At 56.9% G+C, this 17,271-nt stretch carries 14 protein-coding genes; 4 read left to right on the forward strand and 10 right to left on the reverse strand.

Annotated elements, in window-relative coordinates:
* Positions 1–105 precede the first annotated feature (105 nt).
* Positions 106–915, forward strand: a complete 810-nt coding sequence (locus IB226_RS19075) for an inositol monophosphatase (RefSeq protein WP_192236719.1) — start codon at positions 106–108, stop codon at positions 913–915.
* A gap of 333 nt (positions 916–1,248) precedes the next feature.
* Here IB226_RS19075 and proY read toward each other — a convergent pair whose 3' ends face one another.
* The 6 genes from proY to phoB form a co-directional block, all read right to left on the reverse strand.
* Entirely contained in the window at positions 1,249–2,604 is a 1,356-nt protein-coding gene (gene proY, locus IB226_RS19080; RefSeq protein ID WP_192236720.1) for a proline-specific permease ProY, read from the reverse strand.
* Between the two features lie 67 nt (positions 2,605–2,671).
* Positions 2,672–3,991, reverse strand: coding sequence for a branched-chain amino acid transporter carrier protein BrnQ (gene brnQ / locus IB226_RS19085; RefSeq protein WP_101762451.1), 1,320 nt, complete (start codon positions 3,989–3,991; stop codon positions 2,672–2,674).
* 402 nt (positions 3,992–4,393) lie between these two features.
* Entirely contained in the window at positions 4,394–5,497 is a 1,104-nt protein-coding gene (locus IB226_RS19090; RefSeq protein WP_192236721.1) for a cobalamin-independent methionine synthase II family protein, read from the reverse strand.
* A gap of 166 nt (positions 5,498–5,663) precedes the next feature.
* A complete protein-coding gene (locus IB226_RS19095; protein WP_192236722.1) occupies positions 5,664–6,590 on the reverse strand; it encodes a PstS family phosphate ABC transporter substrate-binding protein in 927 nt (308 codons plus the stop codon).
* A gap of 117 nt (positions 6,591–6,707) precedes the next feature.
* Positions 6,708–8,018: a phosphate regulon sensor histidine kinase PhoR gene (gene phoR, locus IB226_RS19100; protein ID WP_101762454.1), complete on the reverse strand. Its 1,311-nt coding sequence runs from the start codon at positions 8,016–8,018 to the stop codon at positions 6,708–6,710.
* Between the two features lie 20 nt (positions 8,019–8,038).
* Positions 8,039–8,728 carry a phosphate response regulator transcription factor PhoB gene (gene phoB, locus IB226_RS19105; protein ID WP_007887040.1) on the reverse strand — a complete coding sequence of 230 codons (690 nt, stop codon included), beginning with the start codon at positions 8,726–8,728 and terminating at the stop codon, positions 8,039–8,041.
* Between the two features lie 197 nt (positions 8,729–8,925).
* Here phoB and sbcD point away from each other — a divergent pair, with 197 nt between their 5' ends.
* The gene (gene sbcD, locus IB226_RS19110; RefSeq protein ID WP_192236723.1) at positions 8,926–10,143 is read left to right on the forward strand and encodes an exonuclease subunit SbcD; all 1,218 of its coding nucleotides are present in this window, start codon (positions 8,926–8,928) and stop codon (positions 10,141–10,143) included.
* On the forward strand, positions 10,140–13,823 hold the full coding sequence (locus IB226_RS19115; RefSeq protein ID WP_192236724.1) for an AAA family ATPase: 3,684 nt from the start codon (positions 10,140–10,142) through the stop codon (positions 13,821–13,823). The genes sbcD and IB226_RS19115 overlap by 4 nt, the downstream gene beginning before the upstream one ends.
* A 101-nt stretch (positions 13,824–13,924) precedes the next feature.
* Here IB226_RS19115 and IB226_RS19120 read toward each other — a convergent pair whose 3' ends face one another.
* From IB226_RS19120 to IB226_RS19130, 3 genes are read right to left on the reverse strand one after another with little or no spacing between them, the layout of a single operon-like run.
* Entirely contained in the window at positions 13,925–14,578 is a 654-nt protein-coding gene (locus IB226_RS19120) for a DUF799 domain-containing protein (RefSeq protein WP_101762457.1), read from the reverse strand.
* A complete protein-coding gene (locus IB226_RS19125; protein WP_101762458.1) occupies positions 14,575–14,934 on the reverse strand; it encodes a DUF4810 domain-containing protein in 360 nt (119 codons plus the stop codon). Before IB226_RS19125 ends, IB226_RS19120 begins: the two co-directional genes overlap by 4 nt.
* An 11-nt stretch (positions 14,935–14,945) precedes the next feature.
* The gene (locus IB226_RS19130; protein WP_101762459.1) at positions 14,946–15,623 is read right to left on the reverse strand and encodes a CsgG/HfaB family protein; all 678 of its coding nucleotides are present in this window, start codon (positions 15,621–15,623) and stop codon (positions 14,946–14,948) included.
* A 154-nt stretch (positions 15,624–15,777) separates the two neighbouring features.
* Here IB226_RS19130 and IB226_RS19135 point away from each other — a divergent pair, with 154 nt between their 5' ends.
* Positions 15,778–16,197 carry a cell envelope integrity TolA C-terminal domain-containing protein gene (locus tag IB226_RS19135; RefSeq protein ID WP_192236725.1) on the forward strand — a complete coding sequence of 140 codons (420 nt, stop codon included), beginning with the start codon at positions 15,778–15,780 and terminating at the stop codon, positions 16,195–16,197.
* Here the strand turns inward: IB226_RS19135 and IB226_RS19140 are convergent.
* Positions 16,127–17,218, reverse strand: a complete 1,092-nt coding sequence (locus IB226_RS19140) for an AraC family transcriptional regulator (protein WP_110867764.1) — start codon at positions 17,216–17,218, stop codon at positions 16,127–16,129. The two genes, IB226_RS19135 and IB226_RS19140, sit on opposite strands and share 71 nt — an antisense overlap.
* Positions 17,219–17,271 lie beyond the last annotated feature (53 nt).

Consider the following 17,271-nt stretch of genomic DNA (forward strand, 5'->3'; position numbering starts at 1 on the left):
CTTAATGAAGCCTTTCTTAACTTTTGTTAACTTCGTCACACAGCCAATACGCCATTTTTGGCGTCTGTTGTTGCTTCGCCAGCCTGAAAATCATAAGAGGGAAAGATGTCATCAGCTTCGCTTACCGAACTCGACGCACGTTATCATTTCGCCTGTGATGTTGCCAAAACAGCCGCCAGCCGGGCTCTATCCTGGTATCAGCAACGTCATCAATTAGTGGTTGAGCATAAGAAAGATCTGCAGGATGTGGTCAGCGAAGCCGATCGCAACGTTGAGGCATTGGTCAAGCATCTGATCCACGAACGCTTTCCTGACGATGCGGTGTTGGGTGAAGAGAGCGGCGGCAATACTGCTGGCGCACGCTTTATCTGGGTGCTCGATCCGATTGATGGCACCAGCAGCTTTCTTAACGGCTTGCACAACTGGTGCGTATCGCTGGCGATCGTTTGTGAAAACGAAGCGGTGATTGGTGTGGTGTGCGATCCCAATCATCATGAAACCTTTCACGCCTGCCGCGGCAAAGGTGCTTGGGTTAATGATAAGCGCATTCAGGCGCACAGCGCGCAGCAGCTCGATCAGGGATTGCTTGGTCTGAGCAGCTCCAACAGCCAACCGATTGAACCGCTGACCACTTTTATCAGCGCATTACTGGCGCAGGGCGGCATGTTTATCCGCAACGGCTCGGGGGCGTTGATGAGTGCATGGGCGGCGGCCGGTCGCTTAATTGGTTACTACGAAGCGCATATGAATCCGTGGGATGGCTTGCCGGGCATTGTGCTGATGCGCGAAGCGGGCGGCATTACCAACGATTATCTGGCTAATCACGGCTTGCAGAACGGCAATCCGGTGCTGCTGGCTAATGCGGTGATTTATCCGCAGCTGAAAGCGCTGTTGCCTGGGCATTTATCGTTTTAATTTCCGTAATCGGTTAAGTTCGTTAATTTATGCGAACTTAACCTTCATGCAAAATTACTTAAGCGCGCTGTAAGTAATATTCTATTCCGAAGTGAGAATTTTCTCTTTTTTTCTTAAACATCCCGGCATCAATAAAAATACGATATGCTGCGCAAGTCAAACATCCCTTAGTAATACTTATTTTCTCCTTTTTTGTTGTTCTTTTCGGCGCCAGGATGCGCCGAGATATTTTTTGGCATTTTATTATTTCGGGATAGCGTGATTATTTTTTTATATTATTTTTAATCGTCATCGATAATAAAGGTCGCCATCAATGGCGACCTTACAATATCATCAGCTTTTACGCTTTTTCACTAGCGGCCACGCCAGTAATAGCAGCGCAATCCACGCAAAACCAACGTACAGCGACACGCGCGTATCCGGGAAGTAACCAATCAGCCCAATAATGAAGGCCAGGAATAGCACGCCGAACCATGCGGTAGCGCTACCGCCCGGCATGGCAAAATCCAGCTTACCGGCTTGCTCTTTGCCAATCTTGCGGCGGAAGGCGATCTGCGACAGCAGAATCATGATCCACACCCAAACGGTAGCAAAGGTCGCCAGCGAGGCGATCACCAGGAACACTTTCTCTGGCATCAGGTAGTTGAGATACACCGCAATCAGCATCGCCAGCATCATCACCAAAACGGTCACCCACGGAATTCCGCGATTCGAAACCTTCTGGAATACCTTCGGTGCGTGGCCCTGTTGCGCCATGCCGTGCAGCATACGCCCCACGCCAAACACATCGCTGTTAATCGCCGACAGCGACGCCGTCAGCACCACGAAGTTAAGAATTGATGCCGCCGCCGCAATCCCCAAATGCTGGAAGGTCAGCACGAACGGACTGCCAGAAGTGCCCACCTGATTCCATGGATAAATCGACATGATGACGAACAGCGTACCAACGTAGAACACCAGAATACGCATCGGTACGGAGTTGATGGCGCGTGGAATCGAGGTCTTCGGATCTTCCGCTTCACCGGCAGTAATCCCGATAATCTCAATGCCGCCGTAGGCAAACATCACCATCTGCAGTGACAGCAGCATGCCGACAATGCCGTGCGCGAAGAAGCCGCCGTTGGTCCACAGATTGTGAATGCCGGTCGGCTGGCCGCCGTTGCCGATGCCCCAGAAAATCATGCCGAAGCCGGCGAAAATCATGATGATGATGGTGGCGACTTTGAAAAAGGAGAACCAGAACTCCACTTCGCCAAAGACTTTCACGCTCATCAGGTTGATGGCACCGATAATCAGCACCACGCTCAGCACCCAAATCCAGTGCGGCACATCGGGGAACCACACGCCCATGTAGATACCAAAAGCCGTTACGTCGGCAATCGCCACAATCAGGATTTCAAAACAGTAGGTCCAGCCGGTGATGTATCCGGCCAGCGGGCCGAGATAATCCTGCGCATAGCGCGAGAATGAGCTGGCCTGCGGGTTGTTGACCGACATTTCCCCCAACGCACGCATGATGATGTACGCCACCGCACCGCCGATGATGTACGCCAGCAGCACGCTTGGGCCCGCCATTTTGATAGCATCTGCCGAGCCGTAAAACAGCCCGGTGCCAATCGCCGATCCCAGCGCCATAAAGCGAATGTGGCGCGTGCTCAGTCCGCGTTTGAGCTTATTGGTTTCTTGCATAACACTCAGTACCTTGAAAATGAAAAACCACGGGCAAGCCCGTGGTTGGAATTAACAGCAATGTCGCTTACTGATGAACCGCGACCTGCTCACGTCCTTTTGCCCGATCAACTACCGCGGCAATCACCAGCATCGCCAGCGATGGCGGCAACCAGGAAAGTCCCTGATCGGCCAGCGGCAGATGCTGACTGAACAGCGGCAACACATCTTTAAAGCTGGTGGTTTTGATGGCATCAACGATACCGAACAGCAGGCTTACCAGCATGGTCGGCGCGATAATACGCGAACTTTTGTTCCAGAACTTCAGCGTGAAGCTCAGCACCACCAGCACGATGCATGGCGGATAAATCGCCGTCAGCACCGGAATCGAAATCTGAATCAGATGGCTCAGACCGAGATTCGACACCACCATCGAGAACAGACCCAGAATAAATACCAGCGTTTTATACGACAGCGGAACATATTGCGCAAAGAATTCTGCACAGGCGCAGGTCAGGCCCACCGCCGTTACCATGCAGGCGACGAAGATCAGTGCCGCAAGGAAGAAGCTGCCCATGCCGCCGAAAGTCTGCTGCACATAAGCATGCAGAATTTCAGCACCGTTCGCGCTTTGCGCCACTAATGCGCCGCTATCGTTACCGAGTTTGAACAGCGTCAGGTAAATCAGCGTCAAACCGATACCGGCGATGATGCCCGCCAGCATGGTGTAGCGCGTCAGCAGTTTGGCATCTTCAACACCGCGTGAGCGCGCCGCATTGACGATGACGATACCGAACACCAGCGCTCCCAGCGTATCCATGGTCAGATAACCATTAACGAAACCGCTGGAGAAGGCGGCACGCTGATACTCTTCGGTGCCCGGCGAAACGCCACCGGCCGGCCAGATCAGCACGGCAACGCCGAGCACAATCAGCGCCAGAATTTTCAGCGGAGCGAGGAAGTGGCCGACGGTATCCAGCAGTTTGCCCGGATACAGTGAGATGCCAATCACCAGCGCGAAGTAAATCAGGCTGTAAATGAACAGCGGCAGCGTGCCGTCGCCGGTCAGCGGTGCAATACCTACGGCAAAGGAAACGGTGGCGGTACGCGGCGTGGCAAACAGCGGGCCAACAGCCAGGTAACACACGGTCGCCAGCAGCAAGCCTGCGGCTTTACCAATCGGCGAGCTCAGCGCATCAATGCCGCCGCCCACACGCGCCAGCGCGATGACGGTGATCACCGGTAAGCCAACAGCCGTAATCAGGAAGCCGAAAGCCGCAATCCAAACGTGTTCGCCAGACTGAATCCCCACCATCGGTGGGAAGATGATATTTCCTGCGCCAACGAACAGGGCAAACGTCATGAAGCCCAGCGCCAGGATATCCTTGGAGGTTAAACGATGTGTCATAAACTTCTGTACTGCCTGTAGCTGATGTTGCGGTGGAAGTTGAGTTCGTGTTGTCCTCTGGATGCGCTAAAACAAGGGCTTATCAGGCAAGACCAGCGTGTTATGCGGGTCTAATCGTTAAAGCGCAGGTGATTTAATCTACTTTTCTTCTGTTCGCAGAGGGATAAATCGACAACGGCGCAAATTAGAACGTTTATAGCGAAGAAAGGCAATACAGGATCGAAAAACCAGAAGGATATAACAAGATAGTGGGAGAAAGCAGTGAATCACGGTGGAATAGCGGCAAAACACCTCAGATGATTTGCTAAATGTTTCCTCGATGCGAGAGATCTCTTTGCATAAATCAGCCTGCAGATGCACAAAAGGCGCGATTTACGCGCCTGTTTGGCTAACTTTACAGCATTACCAGACTGTTCTTGCTATATCGACCACCAGACGAATCTTCTGCCACTGCTGCTCTTCGCTCAGGCTGTTGCCCTCTTCGGTTGAGGCAAAGCCACACTGCGGGCTGAGGCAGATTTGATCAAGACTCACGAACTGTGACGCTTCCTGCAAACGCGCTTTCACCTGCTGCGCATCCTCCAGCTCGCCGGTTTTGGTGGTGATCAAACCCAGCACCACTTGCTGATGACCCGGCTTGAGGAAGCGCAGCGGCTCAAAACCACCTGAACGTTCGTTGTCATACTCAAGATAGAAAGCATCGATATTCACGCCGCCAAACAGCACTTCGGCGACCGGCTCATAGCCACCTTCGGAAATCCAGGTTGAGCGGAAGTTGCCGCGACAAACATGCAGCCCAACGGTCAGATCCTCTGGCTTACCTTCCAGTGCAGTATTCAGCACTTCAGCATAGATGCGCGCCAGTTCCTGTGGATCTTCACCACGCTCGCGGATCTGCTGCTGCTGTTCGGTTGAGCACAGATAGGCCCACACCGTGTCATCCAGCTGCAGATAACGGCAGCCAGCCGCATAAAACGCTTTGATGGCGTCTTTGTAGGTCTGCGCCAGATCGGCGAAGTACTCTTTCAGATCGGGATACACCGTGGCATCGATCACCTTACGGCCACCGCGGAAGTGCAGCACGCTTGGGCTGGGAATGGTCATCTTGGCAACCGCATCGCCCGCCACGCTTTGCAGGAAGCGGAAGTGATCCAGCATCGGGTGTTGAGGATTAAAAGCCACTTTACCAGTGACTTTCACGCCGTGCGCTTTGGTCTGCACGCCGTTGAACTGAATGCCCTGCTCCGCTTCGAACAGCTCGACGCCGTGCAAATCGCCAAAGAAATCGAAGTGCCACCAAGCGCGACGGAATTCACCATCGGTAACGATCTGCAGGCCGTTGGCACGCTGCTGCTCCACAACATGGCGGATTTCGCGATCTTCAACCTGACGCAGTTGATCAGCGTTGATTTCGCCATTGGCAAACTGCACACGCGCCTGCTTGATGGTTGCGGGACGCAGAAAACTGCCGACGGTATCGGCGCGGAACGGGTTATGACGTGGCATTTTATCTCCTGGCTGAGCGCATAGTTGCGTCAGGGTATAATTTCGCTGGGTTATTTCAGCCATCTGGACGGCTATATGTCCACAAAGAATGCCACGCTGTTACCCTTTCGGCAACGGAAGAAAATTCAGCTTACATGAAACTATTTCATGTTCAGATGCACGTTCTTCAATTTCCCTCAATTGCCGCTCGCGCTTGCGCCATCTGGCTATCTGACAACGGCAGATAACCCGCTTCGCTCACCCGACGCTGACCTTGTGGCGATAACACCTGATGCAGAAAGGCATTCACCAGCGGCGGCAGCGGTTTGCCGGGTGCTTTGTTGACGTAGATATAAAGCGGGCGCGACCACGGATAGCGGCCGTTGCGAATCGATTCGGCATCCGGCATCACGCTGTCGCCGTTCGCCGTGACCACCGGTAGCATTTTCACGCCGCTGAGATGAAAGCCAAAACTGGCATAACCGATGCTGTTGGGTGTGGCGGCAACGGCTTGTACCACCGCCGCAGAGCCGGGGAATTCAGCGACATCAGCACGGAAATCACCTTTGCACAGCGCCTGCTGCTTAAAGAAGCCCCACGTTCCCGACGCCGAGTTGCGGCCATAGCGCTGGATGCTGCGCGTGGCCCACTGGCCTTCGCTCAGGCCGAGATCGCCCCAGCGCTGCGGCACTTGCTGCCCGCCGCACAGACGCGTGATGGAGAACAGCGCATCGAGTTGTTGCGGCGCGATGCGCGGCAGTGGATTGTCCTGATTAACCACTACCACCAGCGCATCCATCGCCACCGGCACCGCCAGCGGCGGATAGCCGTAGCGCGCGGTAAAAAGTTGACGTTCGTCGATCTGCATCGGCCGGCTCATCGCGCCCAGCTGGGCAGCACCTGCCGCCAGCGCGGTCGGCGCAGTAGAAGATCCCGCCGCCTGCACCTGAACGTTGACGCCCGGCGACTGGCGGCTGAAATCCTCGCCCCATAATGTCATCAGATAACCCAGCGTATCCGATCCAACGCTGCTCAGATTGCCGGTTAGCATGGTTTGTTGGCCGTGTGCCAAAGCAGAGCAAAGCAGCAAGAGGGAGATCAACAGCGATTTCATTGGCGATTCCGCAATTCAGTAAGACGCCTATTCTGGAGCGGTGCGATTTATCGTGCAATACATTGCGTATGTGTTGTTAATGAGGCAGCGGTCGCCATGAATAGCGATCCTACGACCTTAATTAACCCGCTCTTGCATCACGTTAGCCACAATCAAGCGTGGCGGCAGCAGGAAGCTGAAACAGGTTTCCTGATGCGGCACGCTGGTGATCTCCAGCCGCGCGTTGTGATGTCCCAACGCATGCTTCACGATCGCCAGCCCCAATCCGCTTCCGCCGGTGGCGCGCGAACGCGCTTTATCCACGCGATAGAAACGCTCGGTGAGGCGTGGCAGATGCTGCTCGCTAATGCCCGGCCCGTCATCGCACACCTTAAACTGCGCGCCTTGTTTAGTGCGCAGCCAACTGATGTCGATGCGCGTGCCATCGGGCGTGTGATTCACCGCGTTGTAGACCAGATTGGAAATGGCGCTACGTAGCTGCTCATCATTGCCGAACACTTTCAGATGCGGATCGGTATGGAAATGGATGGTGTGACGTCCCTGACTCAGCGTTTCCGCTTCACGCTGCAACAGCATCAGCATGCCCGGCACATCCACCGTCTCTTTGAGATCGATGGCTGGCGCCGCTTCGATACGCGACAAGGTCAACAACTGCTTCACCAGGCTGTCCATGCGGCGCGTCTGCTCTTGCATGGTATGCAACGCCTTGCTGCGCGTGCGCTCGTTCATCACCGAGTCGTCCATCATTTCCAGATAACCCTGCAATACCGTTAACGGCGTGCGCAGTTCATGACTGACGTTAGCAAAAAAGTTGCGTCGCGCGCCTTCCAGCTGGTGCATCTGGGTGACATCACGTGCCACCATCAGCCACTGACCTTCGCTGTAAGGCATCACGCGGAATTCCATATGACGCTGATTATTGAGGATCTGGGTCAGCGGCATGTCGAACTTGCGCTGGCGGATATAGCGGGAAAATTCAGGATAACGCAGCAAATTGAGGATATTCTGGCCGTTATCTTCCGGCCAGCGCAAGCCAAGGTGCTGCTGCGCCAGGCCGTTGCACCAGAAAATAGTGCCCTCTTCGGTGGTCAGCACCACCGCATCCGGCAGCGATTCTGCTCCGCTGCGGAAACGTTTGATCAGATTGCCCAGCTCGCGCCGCCGCCGCCGGTTGCGCAATTGCATCTGGTACAGGCCATAAAACAGCGGTTCCCAGCTGCCGCGTCCGGTGGGCGGCGTCATTGAACGATCGACCCACAGCCAGTGCGACAGACGCATCAGATTTCTGAAGTGCCAGAACATCACGCCGGTCACCGCAATCAGCAGCAGCCACGGCAGATATCCGAACAACAGACCCAACACCAGCGCAGGTAAACAGACCAGCGCCAGCTCGGTCAACAATCTCTTCCAGGAGAGTCGTTCCAGCACGGTAAACACTCCGTTTACGTTTAGTAGCGGGCAGAGAAACGATACCCTGTTCCGCGCACGGTTTGAACCATGCGATCGTGGCCGGTTAATTCCAGTGCTTTACGTAAACGGCGAATATGCACATCGACGGTGCGATCTTCGACATACACATTGGTGCCCCAAACATGGTTCAGCAGCTGTTCGCGGCTGTACACGCGTTCCGGGTGGGTCATAAAGAAGTGCAGCAGTTTGTACTCGGTCGGTCCCATCTCCAGCGGCGTGGTTTCCGACATCACACGATGTGAGGAAGGATCAAGGCTCAGGCCCTGCATCTCAATCACCTCTTCCACCGCCATCGGTGAAATACGGCGCATCACCGCTTTGATACGCGCCATCAGCTCTTTCGGTGAGAATGGCTTGGTGATGTAATCATCCGCGCCCACTTCCAGACCGCGCACGCGATCTTCCTCTTCACCGCGCGCCGTCAGCATCATCACCGGAATGTCGCGCGTCATGGCTTCGCGCTTCAAATGCTTAATAAACTGAATCCCGCTGCCGCCGGGCAACATCCAGTCCAGCAGAATCAAATCAGGCCAGGGTTCGATCAGCTTACCAATCGCGCTGTCATAATCTTCCGCCTCAATAGGCTGGTAATCATTCTGTTCCAGCACGAAACATAACATTTCACGGATGGGAGCTTCGTCTTCCACAACCAAAATGCGCTTAGCCATTGTAACTCCTGCTAGTGTGACACCGTGTCACTGGGATTTGCGGCGCCATTATGCGTCAGTTTTGTGACACTTTTATGAAAACACCGCCCTAAGATAGATAGATAAAAAACAGAAATGTCACAATAAAATTCTGCTTTTTTTCTTTGTGATCTTAAGTGGTTATAATTCGCCTTCGCTAAACAGAGCACGGAGCAAACATGCGCATCATTCACACCGCTGACTGGCATCTCGGTCAGTTCTTTTACAGCAAAAGTCGCGCGCGAGAACATCAGGCGTTTCTCGACTGGCTGCTGAATCAGATTGTGCAGCATCAGGTGGATGCGCTGATTATCGCCGGCGATCTGTTTGATACCGGTTCGCCGCCGAGCTACGCGCGTGAAATGTTTAACCGTTTTGTGGTGGCGCTGCAGCCAAGCGGCTGCCAATTGGTGGTGCTGGCGGGCAATCACGACTCGGTGGCGACGCTGAATGAATCGCGCGAGCTGCTGGCCTGCCTGAATACGCAGGTGATCACCAGCGCCACGCCGCAGGGCGAACAGCAGGTGTTAACCCTGAAGCAGCGTGATGGCGCGCCGGGCGCGCTGCTGTGCGCCATTCCTTATCTGCGTCCGCGCGACATTCTGCGTAGCCAGGCTGGCCAATCCGGCCGCGAGAAGCAGATCTCGCTGCTGGAGGCGATCGAGCAGCATTATCAGCACTGCTTTGCTGCCGCGCAGGCGCAGCGCGATGCGCAGGACGTTACGCTGCCGATCATCGCCACCGGTCATCTCACCACTGTTGGCGTGACTAAAAGCGATTCTGTGCGCGACATCTATATCGGCACGCTGGATGCCTTCCCGGCGCAGGCGTTTCCGCCCGCCGATTACATCGCGCTCGGTCACATCCATCGCGCCCAGCGCATCGCCAACAGCGAGCACATTCGTTACAGCGGCTCGCCGATTCCGCTCAGTTTTGATGAGCTTGGCCGCGAGAAAAGCGTCTTCCTGCTGGAATTCAGCACCACGCTCGATACCGTTACGCCGCTAACCATCCCGCACTTCCAGCCGATGCAGATGCTGAAAGGCTCGATGGCGGAAATTGAACATCAGCTGGCGCAGTTCAGCGCGAGCGCCAGCGAACAGCCAGTCTGGCTGGATATTGAGATCACCACGCAGGAATATCTCAGCGATCTGCAACGTCGCATTGAAGCGCTCACCGAAAATCTGCCGGTCGAAGTGCTGCTGGTGCGCCGCAGCCGCGAACAGCGGCAGCGCAGCCTCGAACGGCTGGAGAACGAAACCCTGAGCGAACTAAAAGTGGAAGACGTGTTTGCTCGCCGACTGGCGCAGGAAGATCAGCTGGATGCCGGGCAGGCCGAGCAGTTAACGCAGCTGTTCCGCACCCAGCTTGCCGCGCTGGAGAATCCATCCGCATGAAAATTTTGACGCTACGCTTTAAAAACCTCAATGCGCTGCGCGGCGAATGGTTTATCGATTTCCGTCGTGAGCCCTTTGCCAGCAACGGCTTGTTTGCCATTACCGGCGCCACTGGCGCGGGCAAAACCACCTTACTCGATGCGATTTGCCTGGCGCTCTATCATCAGACGCCGCGCCTCGGCACGCTGTCGCAAACCCAGAACGAGCTGATCACCCGCGACACCGCCGAGTGTCTGGCGGAAGTGGAGTTTGAGATCAAAGGCGAAGCCTGGCGCGCCTTCTGGAGCCAGAACCGCGCGCGCGGCCAAGCCGACGGTAAGCTGCAGGCACCGCGCGTCGAGCTGGCGCGTGTGGCCGATAATCAGATCATCGCCGATAAAGTTGGCGACAAGCTGAAAGCGATTGAGACCCTGTCGGGGCTCGATTTCGCCCGTTTTACCCGCTCGATGATGCTGTCGCAAGGCCAGTTTGCCGCCTTCCTGAATGCCAAACCCGGCGAACGCGCCGAGCTGCTGGAAGAGCTGACCGGCACCGAAATCTACGGACAAATCTCGGTGCAGATCTACGAGCGCTGGCGCACCGCGCGCAGCGAGCTGGATACGCTGCGCGCCCGCGCCGGCGGCATGTCGCTGCTCGATGAAGCGCGCCGGGCAGAATTGACGCAGCAGCTGGCGGAACTTGGCACGCAGGAGAAAATCCTGAGCGAACAGCTAACGCTGGCGCAGCATCAGCAGCAATGGCTGGTGCAGCAGCAACAGCTAACGCAAGAGCAGCAGCAGGCCGAACAGACGCTGCTTGCCGCGCAACAGGCCTGGCAGCAGGCGGATGGCGATCGTCAGCGGCTGGCGCGCGCCGAACCGGCAGAAAAACTGCGCGAGAAGTTGCAGCAGCGCGAACAGTTGCAGGGCGATCTCCGTGCGCTGGAACAGCAATCGCAGCAGCTGCAAGCGCAACGGCAGCAAGCCAAAACCGCGCTGCAACAGGGCGAAAACCATTATCAGGCTGCGCAGCAGGCGCGTGAACAGGCGTTACAGCAACAGCAGCAGCTTGAAATGCTGCTCACCGAGCAGGTTATCCCGCTCGATCAACGCATCACCACCCTCGCGCAGCAGCTGGATGAACAGCAGCGATTGCATCTGCAGCAGCAACAGGCGCTGCAATCCAGCCAAACCGCACTCAGCCAGCAACAGCAGGTAAGTGAACGTTTACAACAACAGCTGGCGCAGCAGCAGGAATTCCGTGTCCGCGAAGCCGCTGTCGCCCATTGGGGCGCGGAATTAACGCGCTGGCAGGCGGAGATTGCCCGGCTGGATGAGCGCGAGCAGACGCTGACGCAGCTCATCGCACAGCATCAACAGCAGCGCAGCCAGCTGGAGCAGCATCAACAGGCGCAGGCTCAGCGTGAACAGGCGGCGCAACCGTTGCAGCAAGCCGAAGCGCAGGCCGCGCAGCAGCGTCTGCAAGCGGAGCAAGCACTGACTTCACTTGAAGCGGAGATCGGCAGCGCGCAACTGCGCGACGCCCTGACGCAGCATCAAACCCAACGCCCTGCGCGCCAGCAACTTAACCTGCTCGCCGCGCAGTGGCGCGCGCTGCAACCGCAGCGGTTGCAGCGTCAGCAGAAACTGGCGCAGCTCCAGCAGCAGCATCAGGACGCGGAACAGGCGTTACAGGCGCTGCGCGAGGAGTACAAACGGGAACATCAGGCGCTGCTCGATGTGCGCAAGATCTGCGAGCTGGAGCGCACCATCGCCCAGCTGGCCGACGAGCGCGCTAAACTGCAGCCGGATCAGCCCTGCCCGCTGTGCGGCTCGTGCCAGCATCCGGCGATTGCGCAATATCAGCAGCTTGAGCCCGGCGCCAATCAGCAGCGTTTAACCGCGCTGGAAACGCGCGTGGCGCAGCTAAAAGAGTCCGGCACCGCCAAAGGCGAGCAGCAGAAACTGTCGCTGCAACAGCAGCAGGCGTTGCAGCAGGAGATCAGCGATTACGATCAGCAACTGGCGACGGTGAACACCCAATGGCAAGCGCTGAGCGGTGAGCTGGCACTTACCTGCACGCTGGAGCAGCAGGACGATTTTGCGCAGTGGCAACAGCAGCAGGATGCGCAGGAACAGCTGCAGCAACAGCAGCTGCAGACGCGGGAAAACGCTGCGCGTGCGCTGCAGCAGGCAAAAGATGCGCATCTGCAACAGCAGCAGCTGTGGCAGCAGCATCAGAATCAGCAGCAGCTGGCGCAGCAGCAGATCGCCAGCACGCAGCAGACGCTGGATGAAATCAGCCAGCGCGAGGCCAGCGAACGCAGCGCCATGCAGCAACTGGCGCAGCAGCTGGAACAGCAGCTGACGCAGCATCAGCTCGTCCTGCCAGATGTCGCTGAGCGGGAAAGCTGGCTGCGCACCTTACAACAACGCTGGATCGCATGGCAGGAAAATGAACGGTTACACGGCGAGTTGCAGCCACAGCTGGTGAAAGCCGAAAGCGAGCGCAGCAGCCTGCAGCAGAATCTGGCGCGTGAACAGCAGCGGCTGGATGAGCTTCAGCAGACGCTTAGCGCTTTGCAGCAGCAGCGCCAGCAGCAGCAGCAACAGCGTCAACAGCTGTTTGGCGATCGTCTGGTGGCAGAAGCCCGGCAGCAGCAGCATGCCGCGCTGCAACAGTGTGAACAGGCGCTGGCGCAGCAGCTTCAGCAGTGGCAACAGGCGCAAAGCATGCTGCACGGCCTGAATGGCCAGTGCGAGCAGATCGCGGCGCAGCAACACACCTTGCGTGAGCGCGCTGCCGCCGCAGAAAGCGCCTTCCTCGCCGCGCTGCAGCAGAGTGATTTTGCGGATGAGCGCGCGCTGCGTGCCGCTCTGCTGGAGGAGCGCGAGGTGCAGCAGCTGCGCCAGCAGTTGCAGACGCTCGATCAGCAGCGCCAGCAGCAGCTCACCCTCAGCGAACAGCTTATGCAGCGCTGGACGGCGCATCAGCAGCAGCGGCCTTTGGAACTTAGCGACGAGATCGCCGCCACGATTCAGCAGCAGCTGGAACAGCTGCGCGTGACGTTACGTGACAATGCCCGTCAACAGGGCGAAGCGCAGCAGCAGTTACACAGCGATGCGCAACAGCGTTTGCAGCAGCAATCGTTGCTGACGCAAATCGCCACCGATGAAGGGGAACTGGCGCAGCTGGGGCGTCTGAACGATCTGGTGGGTTCGGCCAAAGGCGATAAATTCCGCCGCTTCGCACAAGGTCTGACGCTCGACCATCTGGTGTGGCTGGCGAACCGTCAGCTCGATCGCCTGCACGGTCGCTATCTGCTGCAGCGCCGCATTAGTGAAGAGCTGGAGCTGGAAGTGGTTGATACCTGGCAAGCTGACGCCACGCGCGATACGCGCACGCTATCGGGCGGCGAGAGTTTTCTCGTCAGCCTGGCGCTGGCGTTAGCGCTGTCAGATTTGGTGAGTCATAAAACGCGCATCGAATCGCTGTTCCTCGACGAAGGCTTCGGCACGCTGGATGCCGAGACGCTGGATACCGCGCTGGATGCGCTCGATGCCCTCAACGCCAGCGGCAAAACCATCGGCGTGATCAGCCATGTCGAAGCGATGAAGGAGCGTATTCCGGTGCAGATCCGTGTCCGTAAGATGAATGGCCTGGGTTACAGCAAGCTGGAGTTGCCGGGCGATCTCGCTTAAAAACGCACAATTCGTAGCGGCGCAATTTATTGCGCTTGTTAAGGCGGTGCCCATCCGAAAAGAGCGCGATAAATTGCGCCGCTACGATTCACTGCGTTCTTTTATCGCGTACTCACCAACTTATAACGAGGGCCGGCCAGCAAACCGCCCTGCTCGTTCTGAGCCAGCAGACGGGCGCTGGTCACACCGGCGATGGTGTGTGCCTTATCCGACACATTGCTGGCGATCTGCTTGATTGCCGCTGACACCAACATGCCAATGATACCGCCATTATTGTTGTTGCCATCTTCCGCGTCGCTGGCGGTGGCAATGCCTTGCCACAGCTCTTTACCGCTGCGCAAATCCACCAGACGCGCCGTCGCCGACACCCTGGTCACGCTCTGGATCACCTGATAGCTGCTGCCGTAATCGGTCACTGAAATGTACAGCGCGCTGTCGGCGTGGAAGATGTCATGCAGACGCTGCGGGCTGACAGCCTGAATTTCATGGCCGTTGGTCAATCCGTTCTGCTGGAAGGTTTCATCCACCACCGCCACCGGGAACACGTAATAGCCCGCTTCCGCCAGCGGACGCGTCACCAGCGAGGTGAAGCTGTTCGCCGCGTTCACATCCGGCGCGCGGTTATCCGCAGGCAACACCAGAATTGAGGCCGGCTTGCTGGCGCGGAAGGCGCTGTAATCGTACGGTTTTTTATGCGCGCAGCCGGTCAATAGCAGCGTGGCCAGCACGCCCAAAGACACAATCAGCTTGTTCACTGGGCAACTCCTTGTTTTTTCTTCATCAGAAAGTCCATATAGGGCGCCGATTCCGGGAACAGCTGCTTCTCGGTGGCAAACTGGCCGAAGGCTTTATCGGTAGCACCAGTTTTGGCGTACAGCAGGCCGAGCTGCGCGTGCAGGCCCGGCGCAACCGGTTTGTTGACCGATTTGGCTTTTTCAATATCCAGATTCAGTGCTTCGATCTGCTTCTGCGGATCGCTATCTTTTTTGTAATAGCTATAGATCTGCTGCTGGTAATCGCCCCAGTAATAGATCGGTTCCGGCCCTTTTGGCGCACAGCCAGCCAGCACACCCGCAGCGATCAGCGCCGCACTCAGTTGCAACCCTTTCATGCTCAATATCCTTATTTCGCCGGACGCCATGCGCCACTGTTAATGCCATCCACTAAATGATCTACCGCTTCACGAATCGCCAGATCCATCACTTTGCCGTTGAGAGTGGAGTCATAGCTGGCGGTGCCGCCGAAACCGACGATCTCACGCGCTGACAGCTTGAATTCACCCGCGCCCTGCGCGCTGTACACCACTTCTGAGGTGGTGACATCCACCACATTCAGGTTGACTTTGGCATAGGCGATCTGGTTCTTACCGCGCCCCAAAATGCCCCACAGCTGTTGATCGCCCACTTCTTTGCGACCAAATTCGGTGATATCGCCGGTGATGATGTAAGTCGCACCTTTGATGTTCTGCTCGCTCTTCTTAAAGCCGGCTTCCTGCTGCAACTCTTTCAGGTTGCTGCGATCCAGCACGTTGAAGCGATTGGTCTGCTGCAGGTGCGTGACCAAAATGGTTTTCGACTGATTGCCAAGACGATCCACGCCATCGGAGAAGATGCCGTTCATGTACGAGGAGCGGTTATCAAACTGGCCAACCGCAATCGGGCTGCGCACGCCCTGATACGCGGGCTGGCTGGCCGCACGCACCTGTGGCGCTTCAATGGCGCGTGACGATTCGGTCGCGCAGCCGCTTAGCAGCGTGGCGCTTAACAAGGAGAGTGCCGCAAGGGCATATTTTTTCTGCATTTCTAATCCATGAATCAAAAGGAGATAAAGCCGCGAGGCTGCGGCAAATTCTGGTTCTGCCGACAGTCAGAGTAATGCCATAGCATTGGTTGAGTCGGTCTGTAGACTGTCGGCAGTGAGAGAGAGGAACTTTAGTGAAAATACAGGCATATTAATGAATTTAATTAATCGAATGGCGGGATTATTGGGCGGGTTAATGATTGTTGTGGGCCTCAGCGCTTGTCAGCATTCTCAGCCAAAGCAACAGGATAGCATCGCCAACCTGTGTCAGCCGCAGAGCGCACCGGGCAGCGCATCCTGCAAGTGGGCTGATGAGATGCAGCATCAGCTCAACCAGCATTTCCGCGATGCGCGCCGTTATGCCGGTCAGCAATGTCTGGTGCGGCTTGAGTGGCAAAACAGCGGGCGCTACGCGGTGACGCAGACGCAAGGCGACGAAACGCTGTGCCTGCGCGCCTGGCAGTTGATTGGTCAAAGCAAAGATTTACCGCCGCCGCCGGACGCTAGCCAGCCAGCGTGGTTCGGTTTTGCCCCGGCAACGCCGAGCCATCCTGGCGCCACTGGCGCGGGCTGATGCCAAACCAGCGGCGGAAGGCGCGGGAGAAGGCGCTGACTTCGGAATAGCCGAGCAGCAGCGCCATCTCTGAGATTGGCAGCTGCTTCTGTTGCAGATAGTGCGTCGCCATCTCGCAGCGTACCTTGTCCACCAGCGCCGTGAAACTGATGCCCTCTTCACGCAGCCGCCGTTGCAGCGACCAGCTCGACAGGCCCATTTTTTCGGCAATATCTTCCAGCACTGGTTCGCCCTGCATCAGTGACAGATTGACCTGCGATCGCGCCTGCTCCACCACGCTTTGCAGGCTGGCACAACTGTTCAGGCGGCGGATAGCATCCTGCATCACCATCAGCAACATCGGATCTTGTTCCGGCATGCTGCGCAGCAGATCGCGTTTCGGGATCAGTAATGAGTTGAACGGTTGATCAAACCACACCGGCGCATCAAACACTTTGCAGTGCTCGTGCCACTGCTCCGGGCGCGGATGTTCGAAGTGCACTTCACGCGGTGCCCAGTTTTTGCCGGCAACGTGGCGGATCAAGTTGAGAAACATACCGAGCGTCAGCTCCGCATCCTGGCGTCTGGAGAGGATCGCGCCGTGGCGCACCTGATAATCGAGCCGCCAGCACTCGCCTTTATCCACTAGCCGCGTCAGCGTGTCGTGCTGATGCCACGGAAAGGCGTTCACCACGTTGTGCAGCGCCTGCTCCAGCGTGGGCGAACAGAGGCCGATATACCCAATCAAGCCTAATGACTGCGGTTTGAACTGCTTGCCGTAATGCAAACCGAAGTTATCAAAACCGGAATGACGCGCTGCCTCTTCCATCACGCGGCAGTAGTTCACCAAACCCAGGCTTAGCGTGGGGCTCGCCAGCAGTTCGGAGTTGATGCCGCTGATGCCAAAAATACGATCGACATCGCCGCCTTTGTCAGTGATAAACCCGCTCAGTCCAGTGGCCGCCGCCGCCAAAACGCCGCGGTTGCTGGCGCTGACGGACAAGGCGCTCAAGGCTTCAGTGGGTGTTATGAGTGATTGCATCGGAACCTCTGCGTGTGGCGCGAGTGAAACAGGTTGAGGATTCCAGCAATATT

The sequence above is a fragment of the Pantoea sp. PNT03 genome, assembly GCF_014852515.1.
GTDB lineage: Bacteria > Pseudomonadota > Gammaproteobacteria > Enterobacterales > Enterobacteriaceae > Pantoea > Pantoea leporis.